This is a genomic window from Pseudomonas sp. (assembly GCF_030147005.1).
Taxonomy (GTDB): domain Bacteria; phylum Pseudomonadota; class Gammaproteobacteria; order Pseudomonadales; family Pseudomonadaceae; genus Aquipseudomonas.
On record NZ_JASLAW010000095.1, the window covers coordinates 100676 to 117388 of the forward strand.

The window sequence follows — 16713 nt, forward strand, 5'->3', positions numbered from 1 at the left end:
AACCTATCAGGGGCGCTTCCAAGGATTGGGGACATACTTAACGCCCAAGCCCTCGAACTGGTCCTTGCCCCAGGCCGCGCTGAAGGAAATATGCTTACCCGATCTCGTTTTCGCAGAGCTGTCCAGCAAATGTCGATGTACCGCATCGGCAGGGATGGATTCATCTCCCAGCACATTCAACAATTTATCGAAGGGAATGGAGTTGGCGTCGGCCTCTCCAGCAGGTAGCCCCTGATTGACACGAACGTGAACATGCAACCCAGCTGTCGCGTCACCATAAATAGGAAAGTGCAGATACATTTGCACCTTGTCCTTTCCAGGCTCAAACCCGTAAACATCCTGCAAATTCTTGAGGCTCATCTCTCGAAACTCTTTGAACATGGGCAGGTGTTCCTTGCGCACATCCAGCGGCGTCACGATAAAAGGCGAGCCCGTGCGTTTGTTGTACTCAGCAACCGTGTCGCGCTGATCAACGCCTTTTGCAGGCAGCTCCTGCGGGCCAAACAGTTTTCGGAACGACTCCCGCCCTTCAAACGTCTGAGGGGGCACCCAATAGCCCACCAGGGCAAAGCCGGAAGTGTCACGTGTCTCCTGTGTCACCTTGCCTGGTTCAGCAAATGCCTCTGCATGGCCTTTGATGTACTTCACATTGGGCATCAGCATCATCGAACCGACTGAGCTGAAACGGGTGGCAGGGAACTGCTCGGGATGTTTTAGAAACGCCTGATATTTCGAGTCATTTTCATTGGTGAAAAAGCCATGAATGAATTCCGGCAGGATTTTTTTATCTTGATAGCGCGCGATTCGCTCATGCATGCTCGCCGGTTCTACCAGGCCCACCTGCGCCGTGTCGTACTTGGAGGCGGAGTGGGTTGACACTTTCGCGGCGCTCGAATTAAGCGAACGATCAACAGGTGGGCGATCAGTGAAGTCTGATGTCTTCTTAAGCGCAGTCGGACTCAACCCGGCACTCGAAATCCGCTGCTTCTTGAGGAGTGCTTGCCACCGCCCGCCATCATTGAGCGAAGCCAAGTCGTACTGGTCGTGAGATTTGGGGTAGCTACGCGGATCGGTCTGAAGCGCAACCTGCGCGTTTTCAGTGGGCGTCTTGACATGCTCCGCCTCCCAACTGCCTTTAGCACGCGTCGTAAGAACGAGCACCGGAGGTATCAAAGTGGGAGGCAGCGCTGGAAGAGTGCTCTGAATCGTCAACATAGTAAAAACTCCTGATGAATACTATGAGTTGCCGCCTCACTCTAACGAAGTCATCCCTACGGGGGCCTTGGGCCAAATCCTGAGAAGGCCAAGAAAAAGCCTTTAACCACCAAACTACTTCGAGAATGTGCATGTCCCTAGCCAGCCTGACGTTATTCCACAATCCCGCTTCGCCGTTCGTGCGCAAAGTGCGCGTGCTGCTGATCGAAACCGACCAGCAAGACCGCGTCGCCCTGCACGCCTGTATGCCCACCCCCGTCAACCCGGACGCACATGTGTTGCAAGGCAACCCGGTGGGCAAGATCCCCGCCCTGCGCCTGGCCGACGGCACAGTGCTGCATGACAGCCGCGTGATCCTCGACTACTTCGACCACCAGCACGTCGGCAACCCGCTGATCCCCCGCGACGGCTCGGCCCGCTGGCGCCGCCTGACCCTGGCCTCGATGGCCGACGGGATCATGGATGCCGCCGTGCTGGTGCGCTACGAAACCGCGATGCGCCCGGTGGAGAAGCACTGGGACCAGTGGCTGGACGAGCAGCGCAACAAGATGCGTCGCGCCCTCGCGGAGCTGGAACAAGACGCCATCGCCGAACTGGCCAGCCACTTCGACATCGCCGCCATCAGCGTAGCCTGTGCCCTGGGTTATCTGGACTTCCGTCACCCGGACCTGCAATGGCGCGCCGATAACCCCAAGCTTGCCGCCTGGTACGCCGAGGTCAGCCAGCGGCCGTCGATGCAGCAGACCCAGCCCCCCATCTAAAACCCACCGCCAGCTCCCGTGCAACCGGACCTACCGTGGCGAGGGAGCTTGCTCCCGCTGCCTGCGCAGCAGACCCCGGCCCCCGTCCAAACCCACCGCCAGCTCCCGTGAAACCGGACCTACTGTGGCGAGGGAGCTTGCTCCCGCTGCCTGCGCAGCAACCCCAGCCCCCCCGTCTAAAACCCACCGCCAGCTCCCGTGAAACCGGACCTACCGTGGCGAGGGAGCTTGCTCCCGCTGCCTACGCAGCAACCCCAGCCCCCCGTCTAAAACCCACCGCCAGCTCCCGTGAAACCGGACCTACTGTGGCGAGGGAGCTTGCTCCCGCTGTCTGCGCAGCAGACCCCGGCTTTTTGGGAGCGCTTCGCCCCCCCAGCGCAAGCAAGCTTGCTTGCCACTGCACGCTCGCGCCTGCAAGCGGCGACGGTATGATTGAGCATATCGACCATCCTGGCCCGCATTTGCCGATCTTCGCGCAGCCCGATCATTGCCCCTCCTCCACGACCGCCTTGCGCTTGCCCACCCCATACCAATCCAGTTTGCGCGTCAGCACCATCACCGTGCCCAGCAGGCCGAACAGCAGCAACGAGCCCATCAGCAACGCGTAATCCTCGGCACTCAACAGCCCGTACAGCAAGCCATACAACGCCGCCAACCCCACCGAAAAACCCAGGCCGTGGGCCACGCTGCGCAGCACATGGCACACGTAAAACCCGATCAACAACACGCAGGCACTGGCCGATATCAGGTACGCCAGGGCAAAGCCCAGGTGTTCGGACAACGACAACAACAGCAGGTAGAAGAACGCCAGCGCAACGCCCACCAACGCGTACTGAATCGGGTGCACCGCCAGGCTCTTGAGCACCTCGAACAGGAAGAAACCGGCGAAGGTCAGGGCGATGAACAGCAGCGCGTATTTGATCGCGCGGTCGCTCTTGAGGTACTGGTCCACCGGGTCAATGAAGTTCACACCGAAGCTGCGGTCGGTGAAGTCTTCACAGCCTTGGCGGTCCAGACAGGTTTGCAGGGCTTGTTCGAGGTTGGTGGAGAAAAACGAGGTCTGCCACTGGGCGGTAAAGCCTTTGTCGGTCACCTGCCGTTGCGCCGGCAGGAAGTTGCCGATAAAACTCGGGTGCGGCCAGTTCGAAGCGAGCGAGACCTGGCTGGTCTTGCCCACCGGCACCACTTGCAGTTGTTCGGTGCCCTGCAGGCGCAGGTCGAAGGCGAAATCCACGGCGACGGGTTTCCGGCTGTCCTGCTCCGGCAGCAGCACATGCACGCCCTCGCCCAGCCAATCCACCTGAGAGCCCGGCGAGAACGCCAGGCGCTGATCGCCCAGCTCCAGCTTCAGCGCATTTTCGATGCCCCGGATATCACTGATGCCCACCGCCAGAAACGCCGGTTCGAACCGGTAATCGGCGAAGTTTTCCGTGATGCCCAATTGCGCAGGCAACTCGAAACGCCCACTGATGCGGTTGTCGGCATGGAACAACCGCGCCTGGTAAATGCCCCGTGCACGCAGCTCGGTCTGCACCTGGCCGTCGAGTTCGAAACGCTCCGGCAGGAAATACAAACGCCCGCGTTCCTCACGGGTTTCTTCGTAGCGCTTGTTGAGTTTTTCGTTGAGCTTCCACTCGCGCACCGTCTTGCGATACGGCACCACCATCACCGGCCCGGTGAGGCGTTGCGCGAAGCTTGAGCTGCGGGCGATGTCCATCAATACGCCGTCGCGCATGTTCTGGCGGTCGCTGATGATGCCGTTGATCATCAGCAATGGAATCAGCAACAGCAGGATCAGTAGCGCAATCGCGCCAAGTTTGAAAAGCAGGCTGCGGTTCATGGGGCTCTCCCTGTTTTGATAAGGGGAGTCTGGGCAGCCTGTGTGGGCGATTTATGTGGGCTTTGTGGAGATTGTGTGCAGATGCAGCACCGCCTGCACGCCGCCAGGCACATTGCCGATGTGCAGCGCACCGCCGTGCAGCTTCACCACTTCTTCGACAAAGTTAAGGCCCAGGCCGGTACTTTTGCGGCCGCTGGCCGGGCGTGGCAGGGAATAGAAGCGCTCGCTCAGGCGTGGCAAAGCGTAGTCCGGAATCGGCGCGGCCTGGTTGAACAGGCTTACTCGAACGTCATTGCTCAGCACCTGCGCACTGAACCGCAGCTCGCCGCCGGGCGGGGTGAAATCCAGGGCGTTGTCCAGCAGGTTGCCCAGGGCCTGGCGCAGCAGGAAGGGTTCGCCAAACACCTTCACATCGGTGGCAATCGCCTGCTCGACGTGCAAACCGGCGCCTTCGATCCGCGCACACTGGGCGTTGAGCACATCCTCCACTAAGGCCGCCAACGGGATGCTCGACTGCTCTTCCAGCCCCTGGCGTTGCTCCACCTGCGCCAGGTTCAGCAACCGCTCGATCAACTGCTGCAGGCGCGCGCTTTCGCTGTCGATATTGCCGACAAAACGCTGCTGCTGTTCGCGGCTCATGTCGCCCTGCAACAACTCCGCCGCGCCGCGAATGGCCGCCAGCGGGCTTTTCAGTTCGTGGGTCAGGGTGTGCACGTAGTGTTCGACATAGGCTTTGCCCTCCAACTGGGTGCGCATGTGCTCGACAGCGGTGGACAGTTGCTTGAGCTCGCCGCCCCGGTAATGCGGCAACTCCGCTCGACGGCCTTCGCTGACGGCCTCGGCATAGGCGGTCAAGCGTCTCAGGGCGACGCTCAGCCACCATGACAACAGGGCGCCCAGCAGCAGGCCCAGAATGACCAGCCCGGCGCCGTACCACAGCAGGCGTCGCTCGGTGCGGTCGACGTAGGGTTGCAACGAGCTATTGGGCTTGGCCACGGTGACCACGCCGATAATCCGGCCGTTGTCGCGAATCGGCGCGCCCACGTGCATCACCGAAGAGGTCGGGTCGTCCGGTTCGCCGCGGGTGGAACGCGCGCCATATTCGCCGCGCAGGGTCAGGTACACGTCGTTCCATTTGGAATAGTCCTGGCCCACCGCTTCACCAGCGGAATCGAGCAATACCGTGCCCTGGGTGTCGGTGACATAGATGCGGTGGTTGACCTGGTTCTTGGGCAGGCCCCAAATCACCGCCCCCGGCTGACGGTTGCCATAAGCCTTGAGCAACTGCGGCCAGTCGCTCTGGCCGAGGGTGCCGTTCTTCACGTCATTGCGCAGGATTTCGGCGAGCAGGTTGGCGGTGTCCACCAGGGTTTCTTCGGTGGACTGGCGTACGCCGGGGCGGATTTCCTTCATCACCGTGTTGAGCACAAAGTAGCCGGTCAGGCCGATGAACAACGCGTACACCAGGAAAATCCGCAGCCCCAGGCGCATCAGCTTTGGCTCGGGCTGTAGCTGTAACCCAGGCCGCGATGGGTCTGGATCGGTTCGGCGTCAACGGCCACGCTGCGCAGTTTGCTGCGCAGGCTTTTGATATGGCTGTCGATATTGCGCTCGTAGCCGGCGTCGGCGGGTACGCCCACGGCGTCCAGCAGTTGCTCGCGGCTGAAGATACGTTCGGGTTGTTCCAGCAGGCTTTGCAGCAGGCGGAATTCATGACGCGTGAGGCTCAGCGGCTGACCGCGATAGTGGATCTGCATGCGCTCCAGGTCCACGTGAAAGACAGCAGGCGCCACACCCGGCCCGACACGCTTGAGAATCGCCCGCACCCTGGCCGCCACTTCACGCGGGCTGAAGGGTTTGACCACATAATCGTCGGCGCCGATCTCCAGCCCCACCACCCGGTCGATCTCGCCATCGCGGGCGCTGAGGAACATCACCGGCACTTCGCTGAACCGGCGCAGCTGCTTGCAGGTTTCAAACCCGCTGATGTCGGGCAGGCCGATGTCGAGGATGATCAGGTCGGCCGGGGTTTGGCGCTGATGCTCCAGCGCCGCCTGGCCCAGGCTCAGCCAGGTGGTGGTGAAGCCCTCGCCTTGCAAGGCAAAAATCAGCGTGTCGGCAATCGCCGCTTCGTCTTCGACAATCAGGATGTGCGGCATGGGAGCCCGTCAGCAGTTCGGTTTGTCGGCAGTGTAGCGACGCGCCGGGTTTACCGCTGCACCGAATTCACGCAAGGCCTTGGCGCCGATCAGCAGCGGGTAATTGAAGCTGCTGCGGTCGGTAAGGTTGACCTCGACGGTACGCTTGACGTCACCCAGGCACATCTCCAGGTCGATCACCGGGCGCTTGGCCACACTGGCTTCGTCCTTGTCTTCATCTTCGTCGGCGCGGCTCTTGATCTTGCTGATGCGCGAGACCTTGTGTTCGTAGACTTTGCTGTCGGCGTCCTTGCCGCCCAGACGGAAGCGCACCCAATCGTCGCCATCACGGGTGAAGGTTTCGATATCGCGGGCCGACAGCGAGGCGGTCAGCGCGCCGGTGTCCATCTTGGCCTTGAAGGTCTGGCCGATTTCCGGCAGTTGAATGTATTCGTAGCGACCGTAGAGGGTCGGTTCGGCCGCCATCACGGGCAAAGCGGCCAGCACGGGGAAGACTAGAGCGGAGGCGGCAAGGAGCAATTTCACGGCAGGGTTTCCTCGAAAGAAGTGAACGGATTCTAGACCGCACGTACAGCACTTAGTTGGATGACCGAGCATAACCGGCCCATTGTGAAACATTCGTCCGGCAATTTGCGATTTGGCCTCTGGACTCTCCTTGCTTATCATGGCCCGCCCACAAAATTCCAAGAGTTGCTTATGCGCCGCCTGCTCACCGGCTGTTTGGTCACACTGCTGCTGTTACTCAACACGCTGATCCTGATCGGCCCCTTGATGGTGTTCGCCCTGCTCAAGCTGGTGGCGCCGGGCCGCTCACGCGACTACGCGTCATCGGCGGTGATGTGGATCGCCGAGACCTGGGCCGAGGTCGATAAGCTGATCTTCGCGGTGTGCATTCCCACCCAGTGGGGTATTCGCGGCGGTGAGTACCTGCGGCGTGATACCTCTTACCTGGTCATCGGCAACCACCAGTCCTGGGTGGATATCCCGGCCCTGATCCAGGCGCTGAACCGGCGTACGCCGTTCTTCAAATTCTTCCTGAAAAAAGAGCTGATCTGGGTGCCCTTCCTCGGCCTGGCCTGGTGGGCGCTGGATTACCCGTTCATGAAGCGCTACACCAAGGCCTTCCTGGCCAGGCACCCGGAGCTGGCCGGGCAGGATCTGAAGATCACCCAACAGGCCTGCGAGCTGTTCAAGCGCCAGCCGGTGACGGTGGTCAATTACCTGGAAGGCACGCGCTTCAGCGAGGCCAAACGCAAACAGCAGGGTTCACCGTTCAACCGGCTGCTTAAACCCAAGGCGGGGGGCGTGGCCTTTGTGCTGGCGGCGATGGGCGAGCAGCTGGACGCCATCCTCGACGTGACCGTGGTCTACCCGCAGGAAAAGATTCCAGGGTTCTGGGATTTGATCAGCGGCGCGGTGCCGAAGGTGTTCGTGGATATCCGCACCCGTGAACTGGACCCGGCGTTGTGGCAAGGCGATTACGAGAACGATCCGGCGTTTCGCCAGACCGTCCAGAACTGGGTCAACCAGCTCTGGAAGGAGAAAGACGCGCGCATCGAACAACTGCGCGCGCAGCAGCCTTAGCTGCCGGTGCCCCAGGCCTGGGCCAGTTTGCTCAGTACAGAGCCGTCGGCGCCCTGCCCGCCCAGGTATTGCAGGATCACCGGGGCAAACTGGCCGATCATGCCGCTGTCCATGCCCAGGGCGCTGAACGCGGTATTCAAGTCATGGGTGTTTTTCACGTTACCCAGCAGGCCGTCGAGGCCGCTGGTCTTGCTGCCGCCGGCCTGGCCGAGCATCCCGCTCAAGGCGCCCAGGCTGCCCAATGCGTTATTACCCGACAATTGATCCAGGCCCGGCACGCTATTGCCCAGCTGCGAAAAGTCGTTGCCGCTCAATTTGTTCTTCGCCAGCCCCAGCATCGCGCCAGTGCCGCCCACGGCTTGCTCCGGGGTGATATTGAGTTGAGTGGTCAGGGCCGTCAGCAGGTCGGCCGTCTCCGAGGTTGGAGCGGCGGCAGCGGCTTTGTTGTTGCCACCCTGCATGCCGGAAATGGCATTGGCCGCATCGCCAAGGCTGAACCCTGCGGCGAAGACCGGGCCGGCGGCCATGGTCAACAGGCAGGAAAGGGCAAAACCGCGTGAAATCTTCATCAGACAACCTCAGGAGATAGATGCAAAAGCAGGCGTTGGACTGGGTATCCCGTCGGTTGTTCCGGAACCCATCGGGGATAAGCGGGTCCATGAACTGACTACAAAATTTGTCAGGAAGAGACTAATGACTGCGATCCAACCCCAAGCGATTGAGCACAAGCCTGCGTTCTGGAGCCGCCCTCGCCTGTTCATTGGCGCCTGTGCCGTAGTGGTTGCCGGCATCGGCGGCGCGCTCTATACCCAGGACAGCGTCAAGTCCGCGGCAACGTTGGTGACCACCACCCAGCAGCCGGCCGCGCAAATCATGGCCCACAAGGATTACCTGGAAGTGCAACCGATTGCCGCCACGGCACCTGCGCCAGACCAAAGCCTGGAGCTGTGGGCAATCCCTAAAGATGGCACGCCGGTGTCCCTGGGCCTGTTGCCGGAAGACGGCAAGGGCATCATCGGCCTGAACCCGCGCCAGCAGGAAAGCATCAGCAAACCGGTGGAGTTGATGGTGAGTTCGGAGACCAAGGGTGGCTCCATCAGCAAACAACCCACAGGCCCGACCGTCTACCAGGGTGCCCTGGCCGCTCGCTGATTTCCTCGGATTTACCGTGGCAACCCCAAATAAGCGCCCTACCTGTGGCGAGGGAGCTTGCTGTTCGGGCCTGCTCTTAAACTGTCGGCCCGCTCCTACGTCTACCAGGGTGCGCTGGCTGTGCGCTGATTTCCTCGGGTTTACCGTGGCAACCCCAAATAAGCACCCTACCTGTGGCGAGGGAGCTTGCTCCCGCTGGACTGCGCAGCAGTCCCATTTTCTGAGGGCCGCTTCGCGACCCAGCGGGAGCAAGCTCCCTCGCCACAGGCTGCTCGCTGTCCGGGCCTGCTCTTAACTGTCGGCAGGCCCGCTCCCACATTTGATCTTCAGTGCCTGGGTGACTTGCTCATGGCGAGGGATGACGCTTATAGTTCGGCGGTCGTCCACATGGCGACACGGGTTTGGCGACCTGATCGAAATAATGCATGCAAAATCACCTGCCCCTTGCAGGTTTTTTTGCACGCGTAAAGCTGCTCTATGGCGGCTGTGCGCGGGAGACCCTCGGGTCTGCCGGCTTTGCTTTATTTCACCGGTTCGCCAACCTGCGTACAGCTGCCACCCATTCGTTTGGCGACGAATGAGTGGTAGCCCCATTTTCTGAAATAAAGGTCACAAACATGAACCGATACATACCGCTCACCGGTCACGACAGCACCACCCCTTCCCTGCTCATCGACACCCAAACCCCGCTGGACGTCCTCCACGACGCCGCCGTCTACCGCATCCGCGCGGTGACTCAAGTCATGGAAAACCTGGCCTTTCGCGAAGGCCTGCACACCGACAACCTCGTCCTCCAGAACTTCGCCCTGCTCTGCGCCATTCCTTTGCGCGACGGCTGTGATTTGCTGGATGTGATCAGCCGACGGTTGCAACCGTAATCCCTGATTTAAAAAGGGCGTCTCCCTGTCGCCCTTTCCCACGGCCGCGTTCGTCGAAATAGCCGCTGTCTTTTTTATGAAGACTATTTCTAAAGAACTGTCAGTCCTGACAGTAGCCCCACTCGCCGCCAGGACGAACATCCAGATTCCACTTAACGGTTATCAAAAGGACTGGAATCATGAAAATCGCACTGGCTGCTGGAGCATTAGCGATGTTTGCCCTGATGGGAAATGCCTACGCGGACACCGCAACGTGCGCTCCGATTTCAACCATCAAGCAAACTGAAATGTCGGGCGGAGGCTATTCCTATTCGGCACCGGGGCCAAACGGGCTCACCTGGACAGGTGAAAATCCACAAGCACAGTCCCACTACCTGGACGAGTCAAAATTTACGGATGCCAACTACAAAAGCGCAACCCAAGCGGTCATTTGCAGTTATGAAGGGCCAGGCGATGCAGGGGTGAGAGTTACGCTCAAACCCGTCAATAACTGGGCGGCAGCGCCAGGCACGGTATGGAAGGGGACGTTCTGCGCGGACCACGATATTTCAAAATGTTCGTTCACTTTCAACTGACGAACACATAAGCGGGCAGCGTATTGGCCCAGATACAAAAAAGGGCGACCCTACGGTCGCCCTTTTTACGTTGCGCCTTACGCCGCACTGAACATCTTGTGCGGATCAATCACAAACTTCTTCGGCACACCTGCATCGAACTCGCCGTAGCCACGTGGCGCGTCGTCCAGGCTGATCACCTGCACGCCAACGATCTCGGCAATGTTGATACGGTCCCACATGATCGCCTGCATCAGTTGGCGGTTGTACTTCATCACTGGCGTTTGCCCGGTGTGGAAGCTGTGGGACTTGGCCCAGCCCAAACCAAAGCGAATGCTCAGGCTGCCCATTTTGGCGGCGGCGTCGACAGCGCCTGGGTCTTCGGTAACGTACAGGCCAGGGATACCGATCTTGCCTGCCACGCGCACTACGCCCATCAGCGAGTTGAGCACGGTGGCCGGCGCTTCGGCCTTGACGCCGTCGTGGCCGTGGCCGCGTGCTTCAAAGCCGACGGCATCAACGGCGCAGTCCACTTCCGGTTCGCCGAGCAGCGCGGCGATTTGTTCGTGCAACGGCGTGTCGGTGGACAGGTCGGCGATCTCAAAACCCTGGGCCTTGGCGTGAGCCAGGCGGATCGGGTTGACGTCGCCGATGATCACTACCGCAGCGCCCAACAGGCGTGCTGAAGCGGCAGCGGCAAGGCCGACCGGGCCGGCACCGGCGATGTACACCGTGCTGCCTGGGCCAACACCGGCGGTGACGGCGCCGTGGTAGCCGGTGGGCAGAATGTCGGAGAGGCACGTCAGGTCGCGGATTTTCTCCATCGCCTTGTCGCGGTCCGGCAGTTTGAGCAGGTTGAAGTCGGCGTAAGGCACCAGCGCGTATTCAGCCTGGCCGCCGGTCCAGTCGCCCATGTCGACATAGCCGTAAGCACCACCCGGGCGCGCCGGGTTAACACTCAAGCACACGCCGGTGTGCATTTCCTTGCAGGAGCGGCAACGGCCGCAGGCCACGTTGAAGGGAACGGACACCAGGTCGCCGATCTTCAGGTTCTCGACGTCGCTGCCCTTCTCGATCACTTCGCCGGTGATTTCATGCCCCAGGACCAGGCCGGTCTGGGCGGTGGTGCGGCCGCGCACCATGTGTTGGTCGGAGCCGCAGATGTTGGTGGAGACCACGCGCAGGATGACGCCATGCTCGATCTTCCTGCCACGGGGGTCCTGCATTTTGGGATAGTCGATTTTCTGTACTTCGACCTTGCCGTTGCCGAGATACACGACACCACGATTACCAGACATGCTTTCACCTCGATGTTGTTTTTATGGAACTGCGTTGCCCGTTTGGGTGGGCAGCGCGTTAGATGCTCGGATTACAGATGCTGTTTTTGCGTCGTTGCCAAGGGCCTCTTCGCAAGCTGGCCCGCCGCCACAGTTGATCGGGTTCCAACCTTGAAATGCGCTCGAATGTAGGAGCGGGCTTGCTCGCGAAAGCGCCGCTCAGAGCACCACCGTGCGATTGGCATTCAAGAACACCCGCCGCTCAATGTGATAACCCACCGCCCGCGCCAGGGTCAGGCCTTCGATATCCCGCCCCTTGGCGATCAGGTCCTCGGGATAGTGACTGTGATCCACCACCTCCACGCCTTGGGCGATGATCGGGCCTTCATCCAGATCGTTGTTGATGTAATGCGCCGTGGCGCCGACCAGCTTCACGCCCTTGTTGTAGGCCTGGTGATAGGGCTTGGCGCCCTTGAACCCCGGCAGCAGCGAGTGGTGGATGTTGATCGCCTTGCCGTCCAGCTTGCGGCACAGCTCCGGCGACAGCACTTGCATGTAGCGCGCAAGAATCACCAACTCGGCGCCGGTGTCTTCCACCACTTGCCACACCTGGCGCTCCTGGGACGGTTTGTCGTTGGGGTCCAGCGGAAAATGGTAGTAGGGAATCTGGTGCCAGTCGGCCAGGGGCTTCAAATCGGGGTGGTTGGACACCACCGCGACCACGTCCATCGACAACTGGCCGATGCGCTGGCGATACAGCAGGTCATTGAGGCAGTGATCGGCCTTGGAAACCATGATCACCACTTTGGGCCGGTAGTTCGGCGCCGTCAGCTCGAAGATCATGCCAAAGGCTTCGCCGCGCGTGGCCAGGCCGTCGCGAAAGGCTTGTTCGTCAAAACCGTCCGGCTGGCGGAATTCCACGCGAATGAAGAACCGGCCCGAGAGGCGGTCGTCGAACGAGTGGTGCTCGGTGACGTAACAGCTTTGTTCGAACAGGTAGCGGGTGACCGCGTCCACCGTGCCGAGCACGCTGGGGCAGTCGGCGGTCAAAATCCATGTATCGGGTGCGCGGCTCATTACGGCTGACTCCTCATACAGTAACGCTGGTGACTGTAGGAGCGAGCTTGCTCGCGAAAAACTCAAGGAAGCCGCGCTGCTTCAGGAGGCGCGCGTTTTCGTTGACGACTTTCGCGAGCAAGCTCGCTCCTACAGAAGTCATTGAACGCTCAGGCCGAACTCGGCCGAGGCGTCCTGCAACCACAACCACCAGTAATCCGAGAAGCTGCGACGAATCAGCAGTTCCCAGGTGTCTTCCGCGGTATGGCGGATCACCAGTTGCGACTTGGCGAACACCGTCCCCACCGCCTTGCCCACCGGGAAGTTGTCGGGGTGCACGTCGTAGCTGGTGGATTTCATCAGCACATCGCGCACGTTCGGTCCGCTGAGCTCAAGGATCTGCTGGCCGCCGCTAACGTTGACGATCTGGATATGCAGCTCGCCCAATGCAGCGCGCAGGTTCTGTTCGGCGGCGAATTCTTCGCCGCTTGGCACGATCAACAGCCATTCGTCCGGGCCGAGCCACTGCAGGCTGGTTTCACCTTGGCTGACCACGCTCAGGGCGCCGGGCAATTCGATACCGGTGGCCTTGTGAACGCCGGCGGCGAAGGCCGCGTCATGGCCGTCGCCACGAATGGTCAGGTGGCCCAGGAGTTTCTTTTCGCGCACGGTCACGCCGGCGTTCTTGCGGCCCTTGCCGACCAGGCTGGCGAGGTCGGCATGGTGCAGCGACGACTCGGCCTTGGCGCCGGTGGTGGGGCGTTGTTGGTAAACATTGGCTGCTGTCATAAAGCACCTGTCTTGGATTCTGTTGTGCGGCTACTGGCGTCTTCGCGAGCAAGCCCGCCCCCATTTGGAATGCGTTCCCCTGTGGGAGCGGGCTTGCTCGCGAAGGCCGCGACTCGGTCTATCAGATGTTCTGCCGCTCACCTTTCGGATCAAAGAACACCGAAGACACAATCTCAGCCTCGATCACGCTGCCATCCGCCTGCGGTGAAAACACCCGCTCGCCGATGCGCTTCAAGCCGCCCTTCACCACGCCCATGGCAAACGAATAACCCAGGGAGTTGTGCGCATAGCTTGAGGTGACATGGCCGACCATCTTCATCGGAATCGTCTGCTTAGGATCGAACACCAACTGCGCGCCTTCCGGCAGCCACACGTTCGGATCAATCGGTTTGAGCCCCACCAGTTGCTTGCGCTCTTCACGCACGCAGTCTTCACGGTTCATCCCGCGCCAGCCGATCCACGAGAACGGTTTGGTACGGCCCACGCACCAGCCCATGTTCAGGTCGTCCGGGGTCATCGAACCGTCGGTGTCCTGGCCGACGATGATGAAGCCCTTCTCGGCGCGCAGCACGTGCATGGTTTCGGTGCCGTACGGGGTCAGGTTGTACTGCTTGCCGGCCTCGACGATTTTTTCCAGCACGCCCATGGCGTAGTCGGCCTGCACGTTGACTTCGTACGACAGCTCGCCGGTAAACGAGATACGGAACACCCGCGCCGGTACGCCGCCGACCAGGCCTTCCTTCCAGGTCATGAACGGGAAACCGTCCTTGTCCAGGTCGATGTCGGTGACTTCACTGAGCAGCTTGCGGCTGTTGGGGCCGGACAGGGTCATGGTCGCCCAATGGTCGGTGACCGAGGTGAAGTACACCTTGAGGTCCGGCCATTCGGTCTGCTGGTAAATTTCCAGCCATTGCAGAACACGCGCCGCGCCGCCGGTGGTGGTGGTCATCAGGAAGTGGTTGTCGGCCAGACAGGCAGTGACGCCGTCGTCGAAGACCATGCCGTCTTCCTTGCACATCAGGCCGTAGCGCGCCTTGCCCACGTCAAGCTTGGTCCAGGCGTTGCTGTAGATACGGTTGAGGAACTCACGCGCATCCGGGCCCTGGATGTCGATCTTGCCGAGGGTGGACGCATCCAGCAGACCGACACTGTCGCGCACGGCCAGGCATTCGCGTTTTACTGCGGCGTGCAGGTCTTCACCGTTGCGCGGGAAATACCATGGGCGCTTCCACTGGCCGACGTCTTCAAACTCGGCGCCGTTCTTGACGTGCCAGGCTTGCAGCGCGGTGTAGCGAACCGGTTCGAAGATGTGCCCACAGTGACGTCCGGCAATCGCGCCGAAGGTGACCGGCGTGTAGTTGGGGCGGAACATGGTGGTGCCCATCTGCGGGATGGTCACGTTCAGCGAACGGGCGGCAATGGCCAGGCCGTTGACGTTACCCAGCTTGCCCTGGTCAGTGCCGAAGCCCAGCGCGGTGTAGCGTTTGACGTGCTCCACCGACTCGAAACCTTCGCGGGTGGCCAGTTCGATGGCGGCGGCGGTCACGTCGTTTTGCAGGTCGACAAATTGCTTCGGCGCCCGCGCGGTGGCTTTTTCGTGAGGCACCTGGAACAACGCCAGGGTGGGTTCTTCCAGACGGCTCAAGGCTTTGGGCAACACGCCTTCAACCGGGGCGAAACCCGCTTCGCTGGCCGCACGCACGCCGCCTTCAAACCCATCGGCGAGGGAGTCGCCAAGGCCGTAGACGCCATTGATACCGCCGACACACACGCGTTTCTGCGGCGCTTCGCCCGGTACAAAACCGAGGATGTCTTCACGCCAGGTCGGCTTGCCGCCCAGGTGCGAGGCCAGGTGGACCACCGGGCTGTAGCCGCCGGAGCTGGCCACCAGGTCGCAGTCGAGCCACTCGCCGGGGCTGACCACTTTATGCGCTTTGACATCAATCGCGGCAACGCGGGCGGCGGTCACATGCTTGCTGCCACGGGCCTCGATCACGGCGCTGCCGGTGAGGATCCGAATGCCTTTGGCGCGGGCTTCTTCCACCAGCGCGCCACGTGGGTTGTGACGGGCATCGGCCACGGCGACCACTGAAAGGCCTGCATCGAACCAGTCCAGGGCCACACGGTAGGCGTGGTCGTTGTTGGTCGACAGCAGCAGTTTTTTACCCGGTGCCACGCCGTAGCGGCGCACATAGGTGGAGACCGCACCCGCCAGCATGTTGCCCGGCACGTCGTTGTTGCCGTACACCAGCGGGCGCTCGCACGCGCCGGTGGCCAGCACCACACGCTTGGCGCGCACACGGTGGATGCGCTGACGCACCACGCCAACCGGCGCACGGTCGCCGAGGTGGTCGGTGAGGCGCTCGTGAATGGTCAGGAAGTTATGGTCGTGGTAACCGTTGACGGTGGCGCGGGGCAGCAGCACCACGTCCGGCAGCGCTTTGAGCTCAGCGATCACGCTGGCGACCCATTCGGTGGCCGGCTTGCCGTCGAGGCTTTCGCGCGAGTCCAGCAAGGAGCCGCCGAACTCTTCCTGCTCATCGGCGATGATCACTCGCGCACCGCTGCGCGCGGCCGCCAGTGCAGCGGCCAGGCCGGCAGGGCCTGCGCCGACAACGAGCACGTCGCAGTGACGGTTGAAGTTGTCGTAGGTGTCCGGGTCGTTCTCGGTCGGCGAGCGGCCCAAACCTGCGGCCTTGCGGATGTACTTCTCGTAAGTCATCCAGAATGACTGCGGGTACATGAAGGTTTTGTAGTAGAAACCGGGCGGCATCAGCTTGCCGCCGACCTTGCCGAGAATCCCCATCATGTCGTTGTTGACGCTCGGCCAGCCGTTGGTGCTGGTGGCGACCAAACCCTGGTACAGCGCCTGTTGCGTGGCGCGCACGTTGGGGATCTGCGTGGCTTCGGTGGCGCCGATCTGCAGCACCGCGTTGGGTTCTTCGGCACCGGCGGCAAAGATGCCGCGAGGGCGCGAGTACTTGAAGCTGCGGCCGATGATGTCGACGCCGTTGGCCAGCAGGGCGGCGGCCAGGGTGTCGCCTTCAAAGCCTTTGTAGGTCTGGCCGTTAAAGCTGAAAGTCAAGACTTTGTTACGGTCGATCCGGCCACCGTTGGACAGGCGATTGATCTGGCTCATACCTTCTCTCCAGAAGCCTTGGCGGTGAACTGGGGTTTTTCGCCAATCTTGTAGGTTTCAAGAATTTCGTAGGTGACGGTGTCGCGGGTGGCGTTGAAGTACTGACGGCAACCGGCGGCGTGAATCCACAGTTCGTGATGCAGGCCACGGGGGTTGTCGCGAAAGAACATGTAGTCGCCCCACTGCGCATCGGTGCAGGCGTTCGGGTCCAGCGGGCGCGGGATGTGCGCTTGGCCGGACGCGTGGAATTCCTCTTCGGAGCGCAGTTCGCCACAGTGAGGACAGAAGATATGCAACATAGGGAATTTC

General features: G+C 61.3%; 17 protein-coding genes. 6 read left to right on the top strand and 11 right to left on the bottom strand.

Features of this window, described 5'->3' with window-relative positions; translation table 11 throughout:
* Positions 1-6: 6 nt before the first annotated feature.
* Positions 7-1215: a hypothetical protein gene (locus tag Q1V60_RS09150; RefSeq protein ID WP_300629482.1), complete on the bottom strand. Its 1209-nt coding sequence runs from the start codon at positions 1213-1215 to the stop codon at positions 7-9.
* 131 nt (positions 1216-1346) lie between these two features.
* Here Q1V60_RS09150 and Q1V60_RS09155 point away from each other — a divergent pair, with 131 nt between their 5' ends.
* Positions 1347-1976, top strand: a complete 630-nt coding sequence (locus Q1V60_RS09155; protein WP_300629483.1) for a glutathione S-transferase family protein — start codon at positions 1347-1349, stop codon at positions 1974-1976.
* A gap of 484 nt (positions 1977-2460) precedes the next feature.
* Here the strand turns inward: Q1V60_RS09155 and creD are convergent, their stop codons facing one another.
* The 4 genes from creD to Q1V60_RS09175 are packed head-to-tail and all read right to left on the bottom strand — an operon-like array spanning position 2461 to position 6500.
* The gene (gene creD / locus Q1V60_RS09160; protein WP_300629485.1) at positions 2461-3816 is read right to left on the bottom strand and encodes a cell envelope integrity protein CreD; all 1356 of its coding nucleotides are present in this window, start codon (positions 3814-3816) and stop codon (positions 2461-2463) included.
* 51 nt (positions 3817-3867) lie between these two features.
* The gene (gene creC, locus Q1V60_RS09165) at positions 3868-5307 is read right to left on the bottom strand and encodes a two-component system sensor histidine kinase CreC (RefSeq protein WP_300629486.1); all 1440 of its coding nucleotides are present in this window, start codon (positions 5305-5307) and stop codon (positions 3868-3870) included.
* Positions 5307-5975 carry a two-component system response regulator CreB gene (gene creB, locus Q1V60_RS09170; RefSeq protein WP_300629488.1) on the bottom strand — a complete coding sequence of 223 codons (669 nt, stop codon included), beginning with the start codon at positions 5973-5975 and terminating at the stop codon, positions 5307-5309. Before creB ends, creC begins: the two co-directional genes overlap by 1 nt.
* A gap of 9 nt (positions 5976-5984) precedes the next feature.
* Positions 5985-6500 (bottom strand): ATP-dependent zinc protease, encoded by a 516-nt coding sequence (locus Q1V60_RS09175; protein WP_300629490.1) that lies wholly within the window; start codon positions 6498-6500, stop codon positions 5985-5987.
* Between the two features lie 171 nt (positions 6501-6671).
* Between Q1V60_RS09175 and Q1V60_RS09180 the strand changes: the two genes are divergently transcribed.
* The gene (locus Q1V60_RS09180; RefSeq protein WP_300629493.1) at positions 6672-7559 is read left to right on the top strand and encodes an acyltransferase; all 888 of its coding nucleotides are present in this window, start codon (positions 6672-6674) and stop codon (positions 7557-7559) included.
* On the opposite strand, the gene Q1V60_RS09185 is transcribed toward Q1V60_RS09180, so the two are convergent.
* The gene (locus Q1V60_RS09185; RefSeq protein ID WP_300629495.1) at positions 7556-8128 is read right to left on the bottom strand and encodes a DUF2780 domain-containing protein; all 573 of its coding nucleotides are present in this window, start codon (positions 8126-8128) and stop codon (positions 7556-7558) included. The two genes, Q1V60_RS09180 and Q1V60_RS09185, sit on opposite strands and share 4 nt — an antisense overlap.
* 124 nt (positions 8129-8252) lie before the next feature.
* Between Q1V60_RS09185 and Q1V60_RS09190 the strand changes: the two genes are divergently transcribed.
* From Q1V60_RS09190 to Q1V60_RS09205, 4 genes are all read left to right on the top strand, one after another.
* Positions 8253-8711 carry an anti-sigma factor gene (locus Q1V60_RS09190; RefSeq protein ID WP_363321059.1) on the top strand — a complete coding sequence of 153 codons (459 nt, stop codon included), beginning with the start codon at positions 8253-8255 and terminating at the stop codon, positions 8709-8711.
* 425 nt (positions 8712-9136) lie between these two features.
* Positions 9137-9292: a hypothetical protein gene (locus Q1V60_RS09195; RefSeq protein WP_300629497.1), complete on the top strand. Its 156-nt coding sequence runs from the start codon at positions 9137-9139 to the stop codon at positions 9290-9292.
* A 36-nt stretch (positions 9293-9328) separates the two neighbouring features.
* On the top strand, positions 9329-9589 hold the full coding sequence (locus Q1V60_RS09200; protein ID WP_300629500.1) for a hypothetical protein: 261 nt from the start codon (positions 9329-9331) through the stop codon (positions 9587-9589).
* Between the two features lie 179 nt (positions 9590-9768).
* A complete protein-coding gene (locus Q1V60_RS09205; RefSeq protein ID WP_300629502.1) occupies positions 9769-10164 on the top strand; it encodes a DUF3757 domain-containing protein in 396 nt (131 codons plus the stop codon).
* 77 nt (positions 10165-10241) lie between these two features.
* Here the strand turns inward: Q1V60_RS09205 and fdhA are convergent, their stop codons facing one another.
* From fdhA to Q1V60_RS09230, 5 genes are all read right to left on the bottom strand, one after another.
* Positions 10242-11441 (bottom strand): formaldehyde dehydrogenase, glutathione-independent, encoded by a 1200-nt coding sequence (gene fdhA, locus Q1V60_RS09210; protein WP_057723611.1) that lies wholly within the window; start codon positions 11439-11441, stop codon positions 10242-10244.
* A gap of 198 nt (positions 11442-11639) precedes the next feature.
* On the bottom strand, positions 11640-12497 hold the full coding sequence (purU, locus tag Q1V60_RS09215; protein WP_300629504.1) for a formyltetrahydrofolate deformylase: 858 nt from the start codon (positions 12495-12497) through the stop codon (positions 11640-11642).
* A gap of 138 nt (positions 12498-12635) precedes the next feature.
* Positions 12636-13265: a sarcosine oxidase subunit gamma family protein gene (gene soxG, locus Q1V60_RS09220; RefSeq protein ID WP_300629507.1), complete on the bottom strand. Its 630-nt coding sequence runs from the start codon at positions 13263-13265 to the stop codon at positions 12636-12638.
* 121 nt (positions 13266-13386) lie between these two features.
* A complete protein-coding gene (locus tag Q1V60_RS09225) occupies positions 13387-16404 on the bottom strand; it encodes a sarcosine oxidase subunit alpha (protein ID WP_300629510.1) in 3018 nt (1005 codons plus the stop codon).
* On the bottom strand, positions 16401-16703 hold the full coding sequence (locus tag Q1V60_RS09230; protein WP_057723608.1) for a sarcosine oxidase subunit delta: 303 nt from the start codon (positions 16701-16703) through the stop codon (positions 16401-16403). The genes Q1V60_RS09225 and Q1V60_RS09230 overlap by 4 nt, the downstream gene beginning before the upstream one ends.
* Positions 16704-16713 lie beyond the last annotated feature (10 nt).